16 protein-coding genes are annotated in these 15,237 nt (G+C 75.5%); 13 read left to right on the top strand and 3 right to left on the bottom strand.

Translation table 11 applies throughout. From position 1 onward, the window contains the following. The first annotated feature begins 131 nt into the window (after positions 1-131). The 3 genes from RDI86_RS07990 (at position 132) to RDI86_RS07980 (ending at position 4,129) form a co-directional block, all read left to right on the top strand. Positions 132-1,766: a nucleobase:cation symporter-2 family protein gene (locus RDI86_RS07990; protein WP_308821103.1), complete on the top strand. Its 1,635-nt coding sequence runs from the start codon at positions 132-134 to the stop codon at positions 1,764-1,766. Between the two features lie 143 nt (positions 1,767-1,909). Next, positions 1,910-3,430, top strand: coding sequence for an amino acid permease (locus RDI86_RS07985; protein ID WP_308821102.1), 1,521 nt, complete (start codon positions 1,910-1,912; stop codon positions 3,428-3,430). Positions 3,431-3,484: 54 nt separating this feature from the next. Then, the gene (locus tag RDI86_RS07980; RefSeq protein ID WP_061268954.1) at positions 3,485-4,129 is read left to right on the top strand and encodes a 1-acyl-sn-glycerol-3-phosphate acyltransferase; all 645 of its coding nucleotides are present in this window, start codon (positions 3,485-3,487) and stop codon (positions 4,127-4,129) included. 6 nt (positions 4,130-4,135) lie between these two features. On the opposite strand, the gene RDI86_RS07975 is transcribed toward RDI86_RS07980, so the two are convergent. Continuing rightward, positions 4,136-4,885, bottom strand: coding sequence for a ZIP family metal transporter (locus RDI86_RS07975; RefSeq protein WP_034654794.1), 750 nt, complete (start codon positions 4,883-4,885; stop codon positions 4,136-4,138). 106 nt (positions 4,886-4,991) lie between these two features. On the opposite strand from RDI86_RS07975, the gene RDI86_RS07970 reads away from it, so the two are divergent. The 6 genes from RDI86_RS07970 (at position 4,992) to RDI86_RS07945 (ending at position 10,211) form a co-directional block, all read left to right on the top strand. Further along, on the top strand, positions 4,992-6,287 hold the full coding sequence (locus RDI86_RS07970) for a sensor histidine kinase (protein ID WP_168944949.1): 1,296 nt from the start codon (positions 4,992-4,994) through the stop codon (positions 6,285-6,287). Positions 6,288-6,313: 26 nt separating this feature from the next. Next, entirely contained in the window at positions 6,314-6,961 is a 648-nt protein-coding gene (locus RDI86_RS07965; protein WP_240696558.1) for a response regulator transcription factor, read from the top strand. 36 nt (positions 6,962-6,997) lie between these two features. Beyond that, on the top strand, positions 6,998-7,444 hold the full coding sequence (locus tag RDI86_RS07960; protein ID WP_009864071.1) for a MauE/DoxX family redox-associated membrane protein: 447 nt from the start codon (positions 6,998-7,000) through the stop codon (positions 7,442-7,444). Positions 7,445-7,567: 123 nt separating this feature from the next. Beyond that, positions 7,568-8,737 (top strand): hypothetical protein, encoded by a 1,170-nt coding sequence (locus RDI86_RS07955; protein ID WP_308821100.1) that lies wholly within the window; start codon positions 7,568-7,570, stop codon positions 8,735-8,737. 79 nt (positions 8,738-8,816) lie between these two features. Continuing rightward, positions 8,817-9,233 carry a MerR family transcriptional regulator gene (locus RDI86_RS07950; protein WP_168944948.1) on the top strand — a complete coding sequence of 139 codons (417 nt, stop codon included), beginning with the start codon at positions 8,817-8,819 and terminating at the stop codon, positions 9,231-9,233. A 33-nt stretch (positions 9,234-9,266) separates the two neighbouring features. Next, the gene (locus RDI86_RS07945) at positions 9,267-10,211 is read left to right on the top strand and encodes an aldo/keto reductase (protein WP_076404262.1); all 945 of its coding nucleotides are present in this window, start codon (positions 9,267-9,269) and stop codon (positions 10,209-10,211) included. Positions 10,212-10,224: 13 nt separating this feature from the next. On the opposite strand, the gene RDI86_RS07940 is transcribed toward RDI86_RS07945, so the two are convergent. Then, the gene (locus RDI86_RS07940) at positions 10,225-11,082 is read right to left on the bottom strand and encodes a hypothetical protein (protein WP_308821099.1); all 858 of its coding nucleotides are present in this window, start codon (positions 11,080-11,082) and stop codon (positions 10,225-10,227) included. Positions 11,083-11,375: 293 nt separating this feature from the next. Between RDI86_RS07940 and RDI86_RS07935 the strand changes: the two genes are divergently transcribed. Together RDI86_RS07935 and RDI86_RS07930 are read left to right on the top strand one after the other, a co-directional pair. Further along, positions 11,376-11,540 (top strand): hypothetical protein, encoded by a 165-nt coding sequence (locus RDI86_RS07935; RefSeq protein ID WP_021483057.1) that lies wholly within the window; start codon positions 11,376-11,378, stop codon positions 11,538-11,540. Continuing rightward, complete coding sequence (locus RDI86_RS07930) at positions 11,540-12,745, top strand: putative sulfate exporter family transporter (protein ID WP_308821098.1); 1,206 nt, start codon at positions 11,540-11,542, stop codon at positions 12,743-12,745. Before RDI86_RS07935 ends, RDI86_RS07930 begins: the two co-directional genes overlap by 1 nt. A gap of 88 nt (positions 12,746-12,833) precedes the next feature. Here RDI86_RS07930 and RDI86_RS07925 read toward each other — a convergent pair whose 3' ends face one another. After that, positions 12,834-13,904, bottom strand: a complete 1,071-nt coding sequence (locus RDI86_RS07925; protein WP_163185144.1) for an App1 family protein — start codon at positions 13,902-13,904, stop codon at positions 12,834-12,836. 158 nt (positions 13,905-14,062) lie between these two features. Here RDI86_RS07925 and RDI86_RS07920 point away from each other — a divergent pair, with 158 nt between their 5' ends. Both RDI86_RS07920 and RDI86_RS07915 read left to right on the top strand, forming a co-directional pair. Next, complete coding sequence (locus RDI86_RS07920) at positions 14,063-14,521, top strand: hypothetical protein (RefSeq protein WP_076404264.1); 459 nt, start codon at positions 14,063-14,065, stop codon at positions 14,519-14,521. Positions 14,522-14,615: 94 nt separating this feature from the next. Beyond that, positions 14,616-15,215 (top strand): pyridoxamine 5'-phosphate oxidase family protein, encoded by a 600-nt coding sequence (locus RDI86_RS07915; RefSeq protein ID WP_076404265.1) that lies wholly within the window; start codon positions 14,616-14,618, stop codon positions 15,213-15,215. Positions 15,216-15,237: the final 22 nt, after the last annotated feature.

Genomic DNA, 15,237 nt, shown 5'->3' with positions numbered 1-15,237 from the left:
GGACGGTCGCGACCGTCCCCGCTGGCCACGCACGAGTTGGAGGGCGGGACTTGACACAGGTCACACTAGGCGTTCGAATAGTGGAAGTAGTTTTCCGCCAAGCGGAACGATAGCTGACGAGGAGGTCCGCTATGAATGCGCGAGCCACGAGGGCCACGGACGGCGCCGAACGGCGTCCGGCACGCCCCGAGGACGAGCGGCTGCCCATCGGGTCGACGTTCGGGTACGGGTTCCAGCACGTGCTCACGATGTACGGCGGCATCATCGCCCCGCCGCTCATCGTGGGGAGCGCCGCGGGCCTGACCGGCGCCGAGATCGGGATGCTCGTCGCGGCGTCCCTCTTCATCGGCGGCCTCGCGACGATCCTGCAGACGGTGGGCATCCCCTTCTTCGGGTCCCAGCTGCCGCTGGTCCAGGGCGTGTCCTTCGCGGGCGTGTCCACGATGGTCGCGATCGTCAACGGCGGGGGAGGGATCCCGGGCGTCCTGGGCGCGGTGCTCGTCGCCTCCGTGATCGGCCTGCTCATCACGCCTTTCTTCGCGCAGATCATCCGGTTCTTCCCACCGGTGGTGACGGGCGTCGTCATCACGACGATCGGGCTCACGCTCATGCCCGTCGCGGCCAACTGGGCGATGGGCGGCAACGCGAGCGCGCCCGACTACGGCTCGGTGAGCAACATCGGCCTCGCCGCGCTGACGTTCGCGATCGTCATCCTGCTGTCCAAGGTCGGCAGCGGCACGATCTCGCGCCTGTCGATCCTCATCGCGATCGTCGTCGGGACGCTCATCGCCCTCGCGCTCGGCAAGGCCGACTTCTCCGGCGTGGGCGACGGCCCCGTCGCCGCGTTCCCGTCGTTCCTCGGCTTCGGGGCGCCGACGTTCGAGATCGCCGCGATCATCTCCATGCTCATCGTCATCCTCGTGACTCTCACCGAGACGACGGCCGACATCATCGCCGTCGGCGAGATCGTCGGCACCAAGGTGAACCGCAAGCGCATCGCGGACGGCCTCCGGGCCGACATGGCGTCGTCCATCGTGTCGCCGTTCTTCGGGTCCTTCACGCAGTCGGCGTTCGCGCAGAACGTCGGCCTCGTGGCCATCACGGGCGTGAAGTCGCGGTTCGTCGTGGGGGCGGGCGGCGCGATCCTCGTGATCCTCGGCCTGCTGCCGGTCCTCGGCCGCGTCGTCGCCGCGGTGCCGACGCCGGTCCTCGGCGGTGCGGGCGTCGTCCTGTTCGGCTCGGTCGCGGCGTCGGGCATCCGCACGCTCGCCAAGGTCGACTACTCGCGCCCGATGAACCTCATCATCGTGGCGGCGTCGATCTCGTTCGGCATGATCCCCATCGCCAAGCCCGACTTCTACGACCAGTTCCCCACGTGGTTCGGGATCATCTTCCACTCGGGCATCAGCTCGGCCGCGGTCATGGCGATCCTGCTCAACCTGCTCTTCAACCACCTGAAGTTCGGCACGCCGCCCGACCCGTCGGTGTTCGCCGCCGGGGCGGAGCACGGGGCGAACGCCGTGGACGACGAGGACCTGGAGGACCTCCAGGACGACGGCGTCCTCAACGGCTCGACGCGCCGACCGGTCGCCGTCGACGCCGCGGCGCCGACCCCCGACGCCCCGGCGCCGGACGGCGACGGACGACAGGCCGGCACCGCCGCCGGAGCGGGCGACCGCGCCGACGACCCGGCCGCGCCCGGCGACGGCACCGCCGCGCCGCGCCAGCACGCCGTCGCCCCGCTCCCGCGGACCGCGACCCCGTAGCGACGGCACAGCGTCGTGCCCGACGCCGCCCCGCACTCCACGCGTCCCTCACGCCGGGTGCGGGGCGTCGTCGCGCCCGGGCCGTGTAGCGTCGTGGGTCGGCGTCGAGCACGGCGTCCCGACCCCGACCGCAGGACCGCACCATGAGCACCCCCACGCCCGAACGCCCGGCACCGTCTGCGAGCGGGGCCCCGGCCGAGACCCGGCCGTCGACGACCGACCCGACCGTCGACCTCACGGTCGACAGCAGCGCCGACCCGAGCGTCGACCCCGGAGCCGACCACCTGGGCAGCGGGCTGCGCACGCGGCACCTGACGATGATGGGCCTCGGCTCCGCGATCGGCGCCGGGCTGTTCCTCGGCTCCGGCGTCGGGATCGCCACCGCCGGCCCGGCCGTGCTCGTGTCGTACGCGATCGCGGGCGTCGTCGTCATCCTCGTCATGCGGATGCTCGCCGAGATGGCGAGCGCGCGCCCCGCGAGCGGGTCGTTCTCCGTCTACGCGGAGGAGGCGCTCGGGCCGTGGGCCGGGTTCCTGCTCGGCTGGCTGTACTGGTTCATGCTCGTCATGGTGCTCGGCGCCGAGATCACCGGCGCCGCGCGCATCGTCACCGGCTGGTACCCCGACGTGCCGCAGTGGGGCGTCGCGCTCGCCGTGGTCGTCGTGTTCGCGGTGATCAACCTGTGGGGCGTGCGGCAGTTCGGCGAGCTCGAGTTCTGGTTCGCGTTCGTCAAGGTCGCGGCGATCGTCGGGTTCCTCGTCGTCGGCGTGCTGCTCGTGCTCGGACTGCTGCCCGGGACGGAGCCCGTCGGCACGTCGAACCTGCTCGGCCAGGGCGGCTTCGCCCCGGAGGGGTGGGGCGGCATCGCGGCGGGGCTGCTCGTCGTCGTCTTCGCGTTCGGCGGCATCGAGATCGTCACGATCGCCGCGGCCGAGGCGCGCGAGCCGCGCACCGCCGTCGCGCGCGCGACGCGCAGCATCGTGTGGCGGATCCTCGTGTTCTACCTGGGCTCGGTCGCGATCATGGTGCTCGTGCTCCCGTGGGACTCGCCGCTGCTCGCCGAGAGCCCGTTCGTCGCGGTGCTCGACCTCGCCGGGCTGCCGGGCGCGGCGCGCGTCATGGAGGTCGTCGTCGTGGTCGCGCTGCTCTCGGCGTTCAACGCGAACGTGTACGGCACGTCGCGCATGGCCTACTCGCTGGCCGGGCGCGGCGACGGCCCGCGCGCGCTGCGGCGCGTGTCGCGGCGCGACGTCCCCTGGGTGTCGGTGCTGGTCTCCGTGTTCTTCGCGCTCGTCGCGGTCGGGCTGAACTGGCTCCTGCCGGAGGCGCTGCTGGGCATCCTGCTCAACGCCGTGGGCGCCGCGCTGCTCGTCGTGTGGGTCCTCGTCGCCGTCTCGCAGCTGCGGCTCCGTCGGCGGATCGAGGCGCAGGCCCGCGCGTCGGGCGAGCCGATGACCCTGCGTATGTGGGGCTTCCCGTGGCTCACGTGGGCGGTGCTCGTGGGTCTCGCGGCGCTCGCCGTCCTCATGCTGACCGACGCCGCCGCGCGCGCCCAGCTCGTGTCCACCGCGGGGCTCGTGGTCGTGATCCTCGCGGTGTACCTCGTCACCCGGCGGGGCCGGGCGCGGCGCGGTGCGGCGGCGGGGGCGCGTGCCGACGGGTGAGCCGTCGCCCACGGCGTGCACGGACGTGCGCCCCGGACGGTGCACAATGAACGGATGACCTATCGCGTCCTGAGGCTCATCCTGTCGCTGCTCGCCTACGTGCTGCTGCGGCCCCAGGTGACAGGTCGCAACAACATCCCGCGCCACGGTGCGGTGATCCTCGCGAGCAACCACCTGTCGTTCATCGACTCGCTGCTCATCCCGATCGTCGCGCCGCGGCACGTGACGTTCCTCGCCAAGGCCGAGTACTTCACGGGCCGCGGGATCAAGGGCCGCCTGTCGCGGTGGTTCTTCACGACGATCGGCATGATCCCCGTCCAGCGCGACGACCCGCGCGCCGGGCAGCGCTCGCTCGAGGACGCGCTCGAGGTGCTCCAGCGCGGCGGCGCGTTCGGGATCTACCCCGAGGGCACGCGCTCGCGCGACGGCAAGCTGCACCCGGGCCGCACGGGCGTCGCGTGGCTCGCGCTCGCCGGGCACGCGCCCGTCGTCCCCGTCGCCGTGCGCGGCACGGACAAGGTCCAGCCGGTCGGCAAGCGGATCCCGCGCCTGCACCGCGTCGAGGTGCACTTCGGCAAGCCCATCGACCCGCAGCGCCAGATCACCGCCGGGACCAAGCCGGCGCAGGCGCGCCGCGAGCTCACGGACGAGGTCATGGCGTCGATCCACCGCATGAGCGGCCAGGACCTCGCGGCCTGACGGCGGTCAGCCGCCGATCGAGCTCAGGCCGAACGCCGTCGCGAACCCGAGCACGGTGACGAGGCCGGTGACCGGGCCGCCGAACTCCGTCGCCTCGGGGATCATCGTGTCGACGAGCATGGTGAGCAGCGCCCCCGCGGCGAACGCCTGGGTGACCGCCACGACGGCGGGCGACGCGCCGTCGAGCGCGAGGTAGCCGATCCCGGCCGCGAGCGCCGAGACGAGCGTCGTCGACCCCCACAGCACCCACAGCCGCGACGGCTTCGTGCCGGCCTTGAGCAGCCCCGCCGTCGCCGACATCGCCTCGGGCAGGTTGGACACGAAGACGGCGGCGAGCATCGCGACGCTCACCCCGCCGCCCCCGATGAGCGTCGCGCCGAGCACCACGGACTCGGGGATGCCGTCGAGCACGGTGCCGAGCGCGATCGCCGCGCCGCCGGTCCCGCCCGCGGCCTGGACCGACTCCTTCTGCACGCCCGTGGAGCGCTTGCGGCCCTCGCCGCCCATCCGGTCGATGATCCGGTCGCCGACGAAGAACGTCAGCGCCCCGCCCGCGAGGCCCGCGAGCAGGACGAGCCCGCTCGCGCGGGTCGACGCGTCCTCCACGAGGTCGTAGGCGACCGCGCTGATGAGCACGCCCGAGCCGAACGCCATGACGAGCCCGACGAGCCGCTGGCCCGGCGGGCGCCAGAAGACGAGCGCGGCCCCGAGGAGCAGCGACGACGCCCCGACGAGGCCCCACCAGAACCCGATCACGCTCCCATTGGACCAGCGGGCGTGCCGGGGCGCGCGGCGTCGCGCACGCCGCGGTTCCCCCGTCGAGGGGATGTGCCGCGCGGGCGGCGCGGTGAGACTGGGGGCCATGACGACCGACGCGCGCCCGCCGCGAGGGTGGGGACGGGTGCTCGCCCCGCTGCGCAGCACGGCCACCGTGCGCGCCGGGGTGCTCCTCGTGGTCGGCGGCGTCGTCGCCGGGGCGTACGCGGCACTCGTCGCGGGATTCGCGCAGATGTTCGCGTCCCTCCAGACGCCGCGCGTCGCGACGGTCGTCCTGGCGCTCGTGACGGCGGTCCTCGCGAGCGCGCCCCCGTTCCTCGCGCCCGTGCGGACGCTCGAGATCGCGGCGGCGCGGACGTTCCTCGACGTCGACGTGCCGCTCCCCGCAGCCGGCGCCGCCCCGCCGGGGGCGGCGACGCGCTGGCGGGCCGCGGCCTGGTACGCGCTGCACCTGGCCCTCGGGGCGGCGGTCGTGGTCGTGGTGCTGTTCGGGGTCCCGGTCGCGACGCAGCTCGTGCTGTCCGCGACGGGCGTCGAGCCGGTGCTGCTCGCCGACTGGCGACCGTGGGAGGCGCTGCCCGCGTGGACGTGGCTGCTCACCGCGGTGCTCGTGCTGCTCGCCGTCCCGTACGTCGTGGCGCTCGCGCGCGCCGTGCTGCGCCAGGCGGCCCTCCCGCTGCTCGGCCCGGACCAGACGGAGCAGATCGCGGAGCTCGAGGCGGCCGCGGACCGTGCGGCCGAGCGGGGCCGGCTCGCGCGCGAGCTGCACGACTCGGTCGGCCACGCGCTGACCGTCACGACGCTCCAGGCGGCCGCGGCGGCACGCCTGCTGGACTCCGACCCGCCCGCGGCGCGCCGTGCGCTCGCCGCGATCGAGGAGACGGGCCGCAGCGCGATGGCGGACCTCGACCACGTGCTCGGCCTCCTGCGCGCGGACGTCCCGGGGGCGCCGCCCCGCGCCCCGGCCCGCACGCTCGCCGACCTCGACGCCCTGCTCGACGACGCGCGCGGCACGGGCGCCGACGTGCGGCTCGCGCGGGACGGCGCCGCGCTGCCCGACGTCCCGCGCGCCGTCTCGCAGGAGGCGTACCGCGTCGTGCAGGAGGCGCTCACCAACGCGCTGCGCCACGCGCCCGGCGAGCCGGTCGCCGTCGAGGTGGCTCCCGGCCCCGGCGACGCGCTGGTCGTCGAGGTGCGCAACCCGCTCGGGGCGGGGACACGGCGTCGGGCACCCGACGGCGGCGCGCGCGAGCACCGCGGCCTCGCGGGCATGCGCGAACGGGCCCACCTGCTGCGCGGGGAGGTCGCGGCCGGTCCCGCGCCCGACGGCGGCGCCTGGGTCGTGCGCGCGACGTTCCCGCGCGCGGGGTCGTCGCGATGAGCGCGGGCCCCGGCAGGAGCGGTCCCGTGACGGGGACGGTCCGCGTGGTGCTCGTCGACGACGAGCCGCTCGTGCGCGCGGGGCTGCGCGTCATCCTCGACGCGGAGCCTGACCTGGAGGTCGTCGGCGAGGCGGGGGACGGCGCGGAGGTGCCGGGCGTCGTCGCGCGGTCGCGGCCCGACGTCGTGCTCATGGACGTGCGGATGCCGCGCGTCGACGGGATCGCGGCGACGCGGGCGCTGCTCGCGCGCGACGGCGCTCCGCGCGTCCTCGTGCTCACGACCTTCGAGAACGACGACCACGTGCTCGACGCGCTCCGGGCCGGGGCGCACGGGTTCCTGCTCAAGCGCGCTCGCCCGGAGGAGGTCGCGCAGGCGGTGCGCGTCGTCGCGCGCGGCGAGTCGCTGCTCTTCCCCGACGCCGTGCGACGCCTCGCGACGGCGCACCCGCCCACGGGCGACGCGCTGCGCGGCGCGCGCCTGACCGAGCGGGAGGGGGAGGTGCTGCGGCTCGTCGCGCAGGGGCTGTCGAACGCGGAGATCGCGGCCGAGCTCTACCTCGGCGTCGAGACCGTGCGCACGCACGTGGGCAACGTCCTCGCCAAGCTCGGCGTGCGCGACCGCACGCAGGCCGTGGTGCGCGCCTACGAGTCGGGGTTCGTGCGGGCGGGCTGACGCGCGCGCCGACCGCCCCGGTGCGACGATCGCGCCATGGACCTCTCCGTGCTCACCCGCCCCGCCCCGCCCGTGCCGCCCGTCGCGACGGTCGCGCGCGTCGCGCTGGGGCTCGCCCTCGTCGGGGCCGGGATCAGCCACCTCACGGTCGCGCGCGAGGAGTTCCAGGCGCAGGTCCCGTCCTGGTTCCCCGTGGACGACGACGTGACGGTGCTCGCGTCGGGCGCCGTCGAGATCGCGCTCGGCGGGTCGCTCGTCGTGCTGTCCCGGTGGCGCGTCGCCGTCGGGCTCGTCGCCGCCGCGTTCTTCGTGGTGATCTTCCCGGGCAACGTCGGGCAGTGGCTCGAGCACCAGGACGGGTTCGGCCTCGACACCGACGCCAAGCGGTTCGGGCGCCTGTTCTTCCAGCCCGTGCTCGTGGCGTGGGCGTTGTGGTCCACGGGGGCCCTCCGGGCGCTGCGTCGGGCGCGCCCGCGCGACTGACCCCCTGACGCGCCGGCCGGTCGCTGCCGGACCGGTCGCGCCGGAGCGCGGTCACCCGCGCGGGGGAGCGGGCTCGCCGTGCCGGGGGATCCGCCGCCGGGCGGGGTCCGGGAGCGTCGAGGCATGAGCACCTCGACACCGCACGCGCCCCTGTCCGACCGCACGCCCGCACCCGCGTCGTCGGGTCGCGGCGGTGGACCGTCGACCCGCGGCGGGCCACCCGCCCGTCCCGGGCGGGCGTCCCGAGGTCGCTGGGTCGCCCACGCCGCAGCCGCGTGGTGGACGCTCGGCGGCGTCGCCGCGCTCGTCGTCACCCTGACCGGCGGCACGCTCGCGGTCGGTGCCGCGAACGACCTGTCGTTCGGCGCCCTGAGCAGGGTCCCGGGCGCGACCCTCACGCCGTGGGTCGCGGTCCTCGCGCTCGTCGGTGCGGCCACCGCGCTGCGCGCGTGGCTCGGCGGACGGCGCGGTCCCGTCGCCCGGGCGGACCGCGCGCTGACCGTCGCGGCGACCGCGGTCGTCTCGGCCGGGGTGCTCGCCCTCACCGACGCGTCGATCCTCGCCCGGCTCGGGTACCTGCCGGTCACGCTCGTCATGGCGCCGTTCGACCCCGTGATCCGCGCCGCGTTCGAGGACTTCCTCGGCGCCGGCCCGCTCACGCAGCTCGCGCTCCTCGGCGGCGGCGCCCTGCTCGTCGCCTCGACGTGGCGGTTCGTGCGCCGCGGGGCCGGGGCGTGCGCGTCCTGCGGGCGCCGCCACGACGGCCGCGACCCGGCGTGGACCACGCCCGCCGCCGCGGCGCGCTGGGGCCGGACGGCCGCGCTCGTCGCCGCCGCGATCCCCACCTTCTACGCGGTCACGCGCATCGCCTGGGTGCTCGGCATCCCGCTCGGCTTCTCGCCCGACGACGTCGCGCAGCTCGCCGGGGACGACGGCTGGGTCGCGGCGCTCGGCCTGGGCGGCTTCGCGCTCGTCGGCGCGGTGCTCACGCTCGGCCTGTTCCAGCGCTGGGGCGAGGTCTTCCCGCGCTGGGCGGTCGGGCTCGCGGGCCGCCGCGTGCCGGTCGGGCTCGCGGTGGTCCCCGCGACGGTCGTCGCGATCGCGGTGCTCCCCGCGGGGCTCTCGCTCATCGTCCTCGGGTTCGGCGAGAGCCTGCTGGCCCTGACCGCGGACTCGTGGGGCGCCGTCGGGCCGACGCTCCTGTGGCCGGTCTGGTCGCTCGCGCTCGGCGCCGCGACCTACGCCTACTGGCTCCGACGCCGTGGCGCGTGCCGGGTCTGCGGGCGCGGCTGAGCCGGGCGGCGTTGGCCTGGAGCCCGCACCAGGACCCAGAATCGGGAGCGGGTACCGACAGCGCAGAGAGAGGCTCCTCATGTCCGACACGCTCACGCCGCAGGCCGCTGCCGCCCGAGCAGGCGTCAGCCTCGACACGCTCCGCTACTACGAGCGGGAGGGGCTCATCGGGCCGATCGCCCGGACCGCCGGCGGGCACCGGGCCTACGACGGGGACGACCTGTTCTGGATCGGGCTGGTGACGTGCCTCCGCGACGCCGGGCTGGGGATCTCCGAGCTGCGCGAGTTCACGTCGCTCCTCCGCCGCGAGGGGAGCCCTGCGGACCGCGTCGCGTTCCTCCAGGGCCATCGGCGGGAGCTGCACGAGCGCAGGGCTCGGATCGACCTCGCGCTCGGCGTGCTCGACGACAAGATCGCGTACTACCGCGAGCAGGCGGGAGAGGGCCCGGGCACGGGCGTCGAGGGGGAGCCGGCTCCGTCGTCGAGCACCGCTTGACCTGGAGCGCGCTCCAGCATCGAGCATCGGGGCATGACCGCACAGCAGAACGCCCCCCAGATCGTCCTCGGGACCATGGACCACGGCACGCGCGTGGAGCAGACCACCGCGTTCCGGCTGCTCGACCGCTTCGTCGAGGCCGGTGGCCACTGGCTCGACACCGCCAACTGCTACGCCTTCTGGACCGACCCGAGCGGGCTGGGCGGCGCCAGCGAGCGCGTGCTCGGTGCGTGGCTGCGGGCGAACCCGGGGGCGCGCTCGGCCGTCGGGCTCGCGACCAAGGTCCGTCAGGACCCGCTGGTCGCGCACGCGTGGCCCGAGAGCGCGGAGGGGCTCTCCGCGTCCGCCGTCCGGGCCGGGCTCGACGGGAGCCTCGAGCGCCTCGGCGTCGACCACGTCGACCTGCTGTGGGCGCACGCGGAGGACCGCACGGTCGACCTCGGCGAGACCGTCGCCGCGTTCGGGGAGGCGGTGGCCGAGGGGCGTGCCACCCGGATCGGCGCGGCCAACCACGCGTCGTGGCGGGTGCAGCAGGCGCGTGACCTCGCGCGTCGGCAGGGCGTGGCCGCGTGGTCGGCGCTGCAGCTCCGACACTCCCTCGTGCAGCCCCGCCCGGGCACGACGGTCCCGGAGGCGGGCCACAAGCTCCTGTCCCCGGACGACCTCGACCACGCCCGCACGGAAGGGCTCGACCTGTGGTGCTACACGCCCCTGATGATGGGCGGGTACACCCGCGCGGACCGTCCGTTCTCCGCGGGCTACGCCCACCCCGGGACCGAGCGCGTGCTCCGCGTGCTCGACGAGGTCGCCCGGGAGACCGGCGCGACGCCGAACCAGGTCGTCCTGGCCTGGCTCATGAGCCAGGGGATCTCGCCCATCGTCGGGGCGAGCAGGATCGAGCAGGTCGACGAGGCGATGGCCGCGCGCGACGTCACGCTGTCGCCGAGCCAGCTCGACCGCTTCGCCGACGCCCGCTGACCCCTCGGCGGGGTTACTGCGGCTCGACCGGGCCGTCCTGGCCGGCCACGAGGTCGCCGCAGCTCGTCTCCTGGGCTGTCGTGACGACCGGGTCGTCGGCGGCGGCGCCCTGCGCGACCGTCTCCTCCTCGCCGTTCGTCGCGACCTTCGCGCCCGTGTCGAGGTCGACGAAGGTGCGCGACACCGTGAAGGTGGAGCCGTCGTCGGGCACGGCATTGAGGCCCGCGAGGCGCAGCGTGCCGTCGACGTCGGTGCAGCCGACGCCCGTGCCGAAGCCCGTGAAGCCCTTGTCGAACGTGTAGGGCGCGTCCTGCGCGTTCTGCGTCGGCGTCAGGGCGCAGTCGGCGGCCGAGAGCAGAAGGACCTCGCGCCCGGTGTCGACGAGCGCGATCGGCGCGGTCCCGTCGCCCGCCGCGACGAGCTGGACGATCGCGCTCGCCGGCTGCGGGCTCGCCGACTCGACGGGTGCGGAGAACGTGGCGCCCGACGCCGTCGTGATGCCGAACGTGCGGTCCGCGCCGCCGGTCAGCCACGCGGTGTCCGGGCGGCCGTCGCCGTCGACGTCGACGATCTCGTGCGTGCCCGCTCCGGCGGGGACGCCGTCGCCGGTGGCGGGGCACCCCTCGCCGACGGGGGTCGAGGCGCCGTCGGTGGGCGACGCCGCGTCGGTGGGGGACGGGCTCGCGGGAGCGCTGGTCGACGGCGCGGGCGTCTCGACGGCGGGGCCGTCGTCCGTCGGGCGGTTGACCAGCCACACGACGAGCGCGATCACGAGCACCGCGACGACCGTGACGACGATCCACGGCCAGGTGCGGCGCGTCGGCGCGGGCTCGGGGTCGGGCGTGGGGAACGGGTCGTTCGGCGTGGTCATGTCCCCAGGCAACCACCACGCGCGGGGGACGGCACCCCGGACGCGTCACGTTGGGTCACGTCCGCCCGAGATGCGAGAACCCGCTTCCGGTCGACCGCCCGGCCCGAGGACCATGTCGCCATGACCGGCACCCGACCTCCCGCCGAGCGCGCCCCGCGCCCCGGCGTGCTGTGTCGACGGGGCGACGGACCCCGACACGTCGCGAGGTAGGCCGCGCTCTCGCGGTCGTCGCGCGGCCGTCCGTCGCCCCTGCCCGGACCGCCGACCTCCCGACTCCCTGCGACAGGACCACCATGAGCGAGCACGAGACCCCCGGCGCCGCGCGCGTCGAACCACCCGTCACCGTCGAGACCGTCCGCCGCGTCCACCTCTCCGAGGACTGGCTCGCGACCGGCGTCGGCCTCCTGATCGTGGCCCTCGGCCTCCTCGGCCTGATCCCCGAAGGGCTGGTGCCGTGATGAGCGCCTCCACCCCGCCCTCCGCGGCGACGAGCACCACGCCGACCACCGACCCGGCGACGGACCCCGAGGGGCGCGGCCCGACGTCGGGCACGAGCCTGGAGGAGTCCGTCGTCCAGGACGGGCGCAACCCCGGGGCGGGCTACGTCGTCGCCGGGGTCGTCGTCCTCCTCGGCCTCGCGTGGTCGGTCCGCTACCTGGAGCAGCACGTGCCCGACTGGCTCGCGGGCACGCCGCTGGCGGGCATCGCCAAGGCGGTCGAGTACCCGGTGTACGCGATCGCGCTCGGCCTGCTCGGCAACCTCGTGCTCACCGCGCTCGGGCTCCGCGACCGGCTCGCCGCCGCGTTCCGCACCGAGCTCTTCATCAAGACCGGGCTCGTCCTGCTCGGCGCGACGGTGAACCTGGCGCTCATCGTGTCCGCGGCGGGCCCGGCGATCGCCCAGGCGTTCCTGCTCATCACGCTCGTGTTCGGGTTCACGTGGTGGCTCGGCGGGCGGCTCGGTATCGAGGACCGGCTCCGGGCGCTGCTCGCGTCCGCGGTGTCGATCTGCGGGGTGAGCGCCGCGATCAGCGCGGCCGGTGCGGTGCAGGCGAAGAAGGAGCAGCTCGCGTACACGGCGAGCGTCGTCATCCTCTTCGCGCTCCCGTCGATCTTCGTCCTGCCGGCGCTGGCCGAGTCGCTCGGCCTCAGCCCGGCCGTCGCGGGCGCCTGGATCGGGGGCAACATCGACACGACGGCGGCCGTCACCGCGGCGGGCGCCCTCGCGGGGGACGAGGCGCTCCAGGTCGCGGCCATCGTCAAGGCGACCCAGAACGCGCTCATCGGCGTGGTCGCCGTCGCCCTCACCGCGTACTTCGCGTTCAAGGTCGAGCGGACGCCGGGAGCCTCGGCCCCGCGCGTGCGCGAGCTGTGGACGCGGTTCCCGAAGTTCGTGCTCGGCTTCCTCGCCGCGTCCGTCGCCGCCACGGTGTACGTCGGCGCCGTGGGCGCCGACGCGTCGGCGGACCAGATCGCGGTCCTCAAGTCGCTGAGCACCGTGTTCTTCATCGTCGCGTTCGTCTCGATCGGCCTGGAGTTCAAGGTCACGGCCGTGCGCGAGGCGGGCTGGAAGCCGCTCGTCGTGTTCGGGTCCGCGACGGTGTTCAACCTCGTGGTCGGGCTCGCTCTCGCGAGCGTGCTGTTCGCGAACCTGGAGGTCTGAGGCGCCAGCCCCGGCGCGCGAGGTAGAGGCGTGGTCCTCGGACCGCGCCTCTACCTCGTGGTGCGGGGCCCCGAGCGGCGCCGGACGGTCAGCGGCGCAGGACCCGGGCGAGCGAGCGGGTGAGCGCGTCCCCGTCGGGCCCGTGCGCCGTCGGGACGCCCCCGACGTCGCCCGGCAGGCTGCCGGGCGCGGGCAGCGGCGAGCCGTGCGCGAGGACCTGCTGCGCGGGCGTCAGCTCGCGGATCGCGACGGCCGCGACGTGGCCCGGGTGGCGCCGCGCGGCGCGCGCGTAGATGTCGGGGTCGTGCTGGCCGTCGTCGCCGATCAGCAGCCAGTCGACGTCGGGCAGCTCGCGGAACAGCCGGTCGAGCGACGTGTCCTTGTGCTCCGGGCCGCTGCGGAACCAGCCCGTGTTGGTGGGGCCCCAGTCGGTGAGCAGCAGCGGGCCGGGCGGGAAGCCGTGGCGCTGGAGGAAGCGCCGCAGGTTGGCGGCGGTGTTCCACGCGCCCGTCGACACGTAGACGAACGGGGTGCCGGGCCGCGACGTCGCGATCCCGCGGTACAGCGCCGCCATGCCGGGCACCGGCACGCGGGCGCTCGAGTGCCGCACGAACGTGTTCCACGCCGCGATGAACGGGCGCGGGACGGCGGTCACCATCGCGGTGTCGTCGATGTCCGAGACGACGCCGAGCCGGCGCCCGTCGGCCACGACGAACACCCGGCCGGTCGCCGTCGCGCCCGCCGACGTCCGGAACGAGACGTCGTGCCAGCCCGGCGCGAGGTCGACGTCGATCACCCGGTCGAGGTAGCCGCCGCGGTCGGACACGAGGTCGACCGTCGTGCTGCCCACCCGCACGCGGACCTCCTCGCGCGGGGCCGGGGCGGTGAAGAAGTAGCGCCAGCCGCGGCGGTCCGCGGACTCGCGCTCGTGCATCGCCGGGTCGAACGCCGGGCTCGCGAGCAGCACCCGGCCCAGCACGCGCACGCGGCGCGGGCTCCCGTAGCCGGCGAACGGCTCGACGCGCGGGCGCCACCCGCGGGCCTTCTGGAAGCGGGAGACGACGGCGCGCCACCGGTCCTCGAGCCGCGCGGCCCGGTGGGGGCGCTGGCTCGGGGTGGGCTCGCTCGGGACGGTCGGTACGGGTGCGGTCTGTGGCATGGCTCGCGGCGCTGTCCTCGGTCGGGGGTGGCGGGTCAACCCTGTCACAGCCTGCCCACGAGCGCGGGGTGTTGCTCGGGGCGGCGGTCGTCGCTCGGGACGGCGGCGGTCGCCGACGAGCGCGTGCGGGCCCGGCGGGTCGTGCCTAGCGTGGCCGCGTGAGCGACGAGACCTCCCGGAACCCTGCCGACCTGCCCGGCCGTCCCGTGCCCGACGGCGTGAGCGACGCGACCGTCGAGGCGCTCGGGGCCCTGAGCGAGGCGCTCGAGACGACGGAACGCGCGCGCGGGCACCTCTACACGTTCCACCAGCTCACCGGCGAGGCGGACCTCGCCCTCGGCGACGCGGTCGAGAAGCTGCGCGCCGCAGGGCACGCCGAGGTCGCGGACCGCATCGAGACGGACCTCGTGGGCCGCAACGTCGTCCCCGGCCGCTGGACGTTCCAGCTCGTCGAGGAGTACGACGACGGCTACTGGTCGGCGTTCCGCGAGCACGAGCGCGCCGCGCGCGACGGGCTCGCGGGCGGCGCACGGCACCTGTTCGAGGCCCGGATGAAGCAGGACCGGCGCACGGCGGGCCGCCCCGGGCACGAGGCCGGCCCCGACGACGTGCGGTGACGTCCCGCCGGTCGGCGCAGGACCGCGGTCCGTGCGACCGATGAGTCCGGGCGCGCTCGTCGGTCCCAGGGGCAGGACCGACGAGAGGACCGCCATGACCACCACCGACCAGCCGGCCGCGCGACCCGACGCCCCCGACGCACCCGAGGGCACGCTCGTCCCCGGTTTCAGCTCTCCCGGCGCGCGCCCCGTCCCGTGGGAGACGGTGCGCGGCGCGCTCGAACGGGCCGAGATCTCGTGGATCTCGACCGTGCGCCCGGACGGGCGCCCGCACGTCACGCCGCTCATGACGGTCGTCGCCGACGGCAGCCTCCACGTGACCACCGGGCCCGACGAGCGCAAGGCCCGCAACCTGGCCGAGAACGCGCGCGTCGTCCTCACGACCGGGACGAACGCCTACGAGGACGCGCTCGACGTCGTCGTCGAGGGCACCGCCGCGCGCGTCACCGACGACGCCGCGCTGCGCCGCCTCGCCGAGCGGTGGCGCTGCAAGTACGGCGACGACTGGACGTTCGACGTCGGGGACGGCGTGTTCCTCCACGACGGCGACCCGGCGCTCGTCTTCGCCGTGCGGCCCGAGGTCGTGTTCGCGTACGAGCGCACGTCCGAGCACGCGGCGATGCGGTGGCGGTTCGGCCAGGACGGTCCGGAGCCGGGCCCGGGGTCGCCGCGCGCGCCGCAGCCCGCCCCGTGAGGCGGGCTGCGGCGTCGGGCGG

The organism is Cellulosimicrobium sp. XJ-DQ-B-000, assembly GCF_031119065.1.
GTDB classification, from domain to species: domain Bacteria; phylum Actinomycetota; class Actinomycetes; order Actinomycetales; family Cellulomonadaceae; genus Cellulosimicrobium; species Cellulosimicrobium funkei.
Note: the sequence above shows the minus strand (reverse complement) of the source record. Positions and strands in the feature narration are given on the sequence as shown.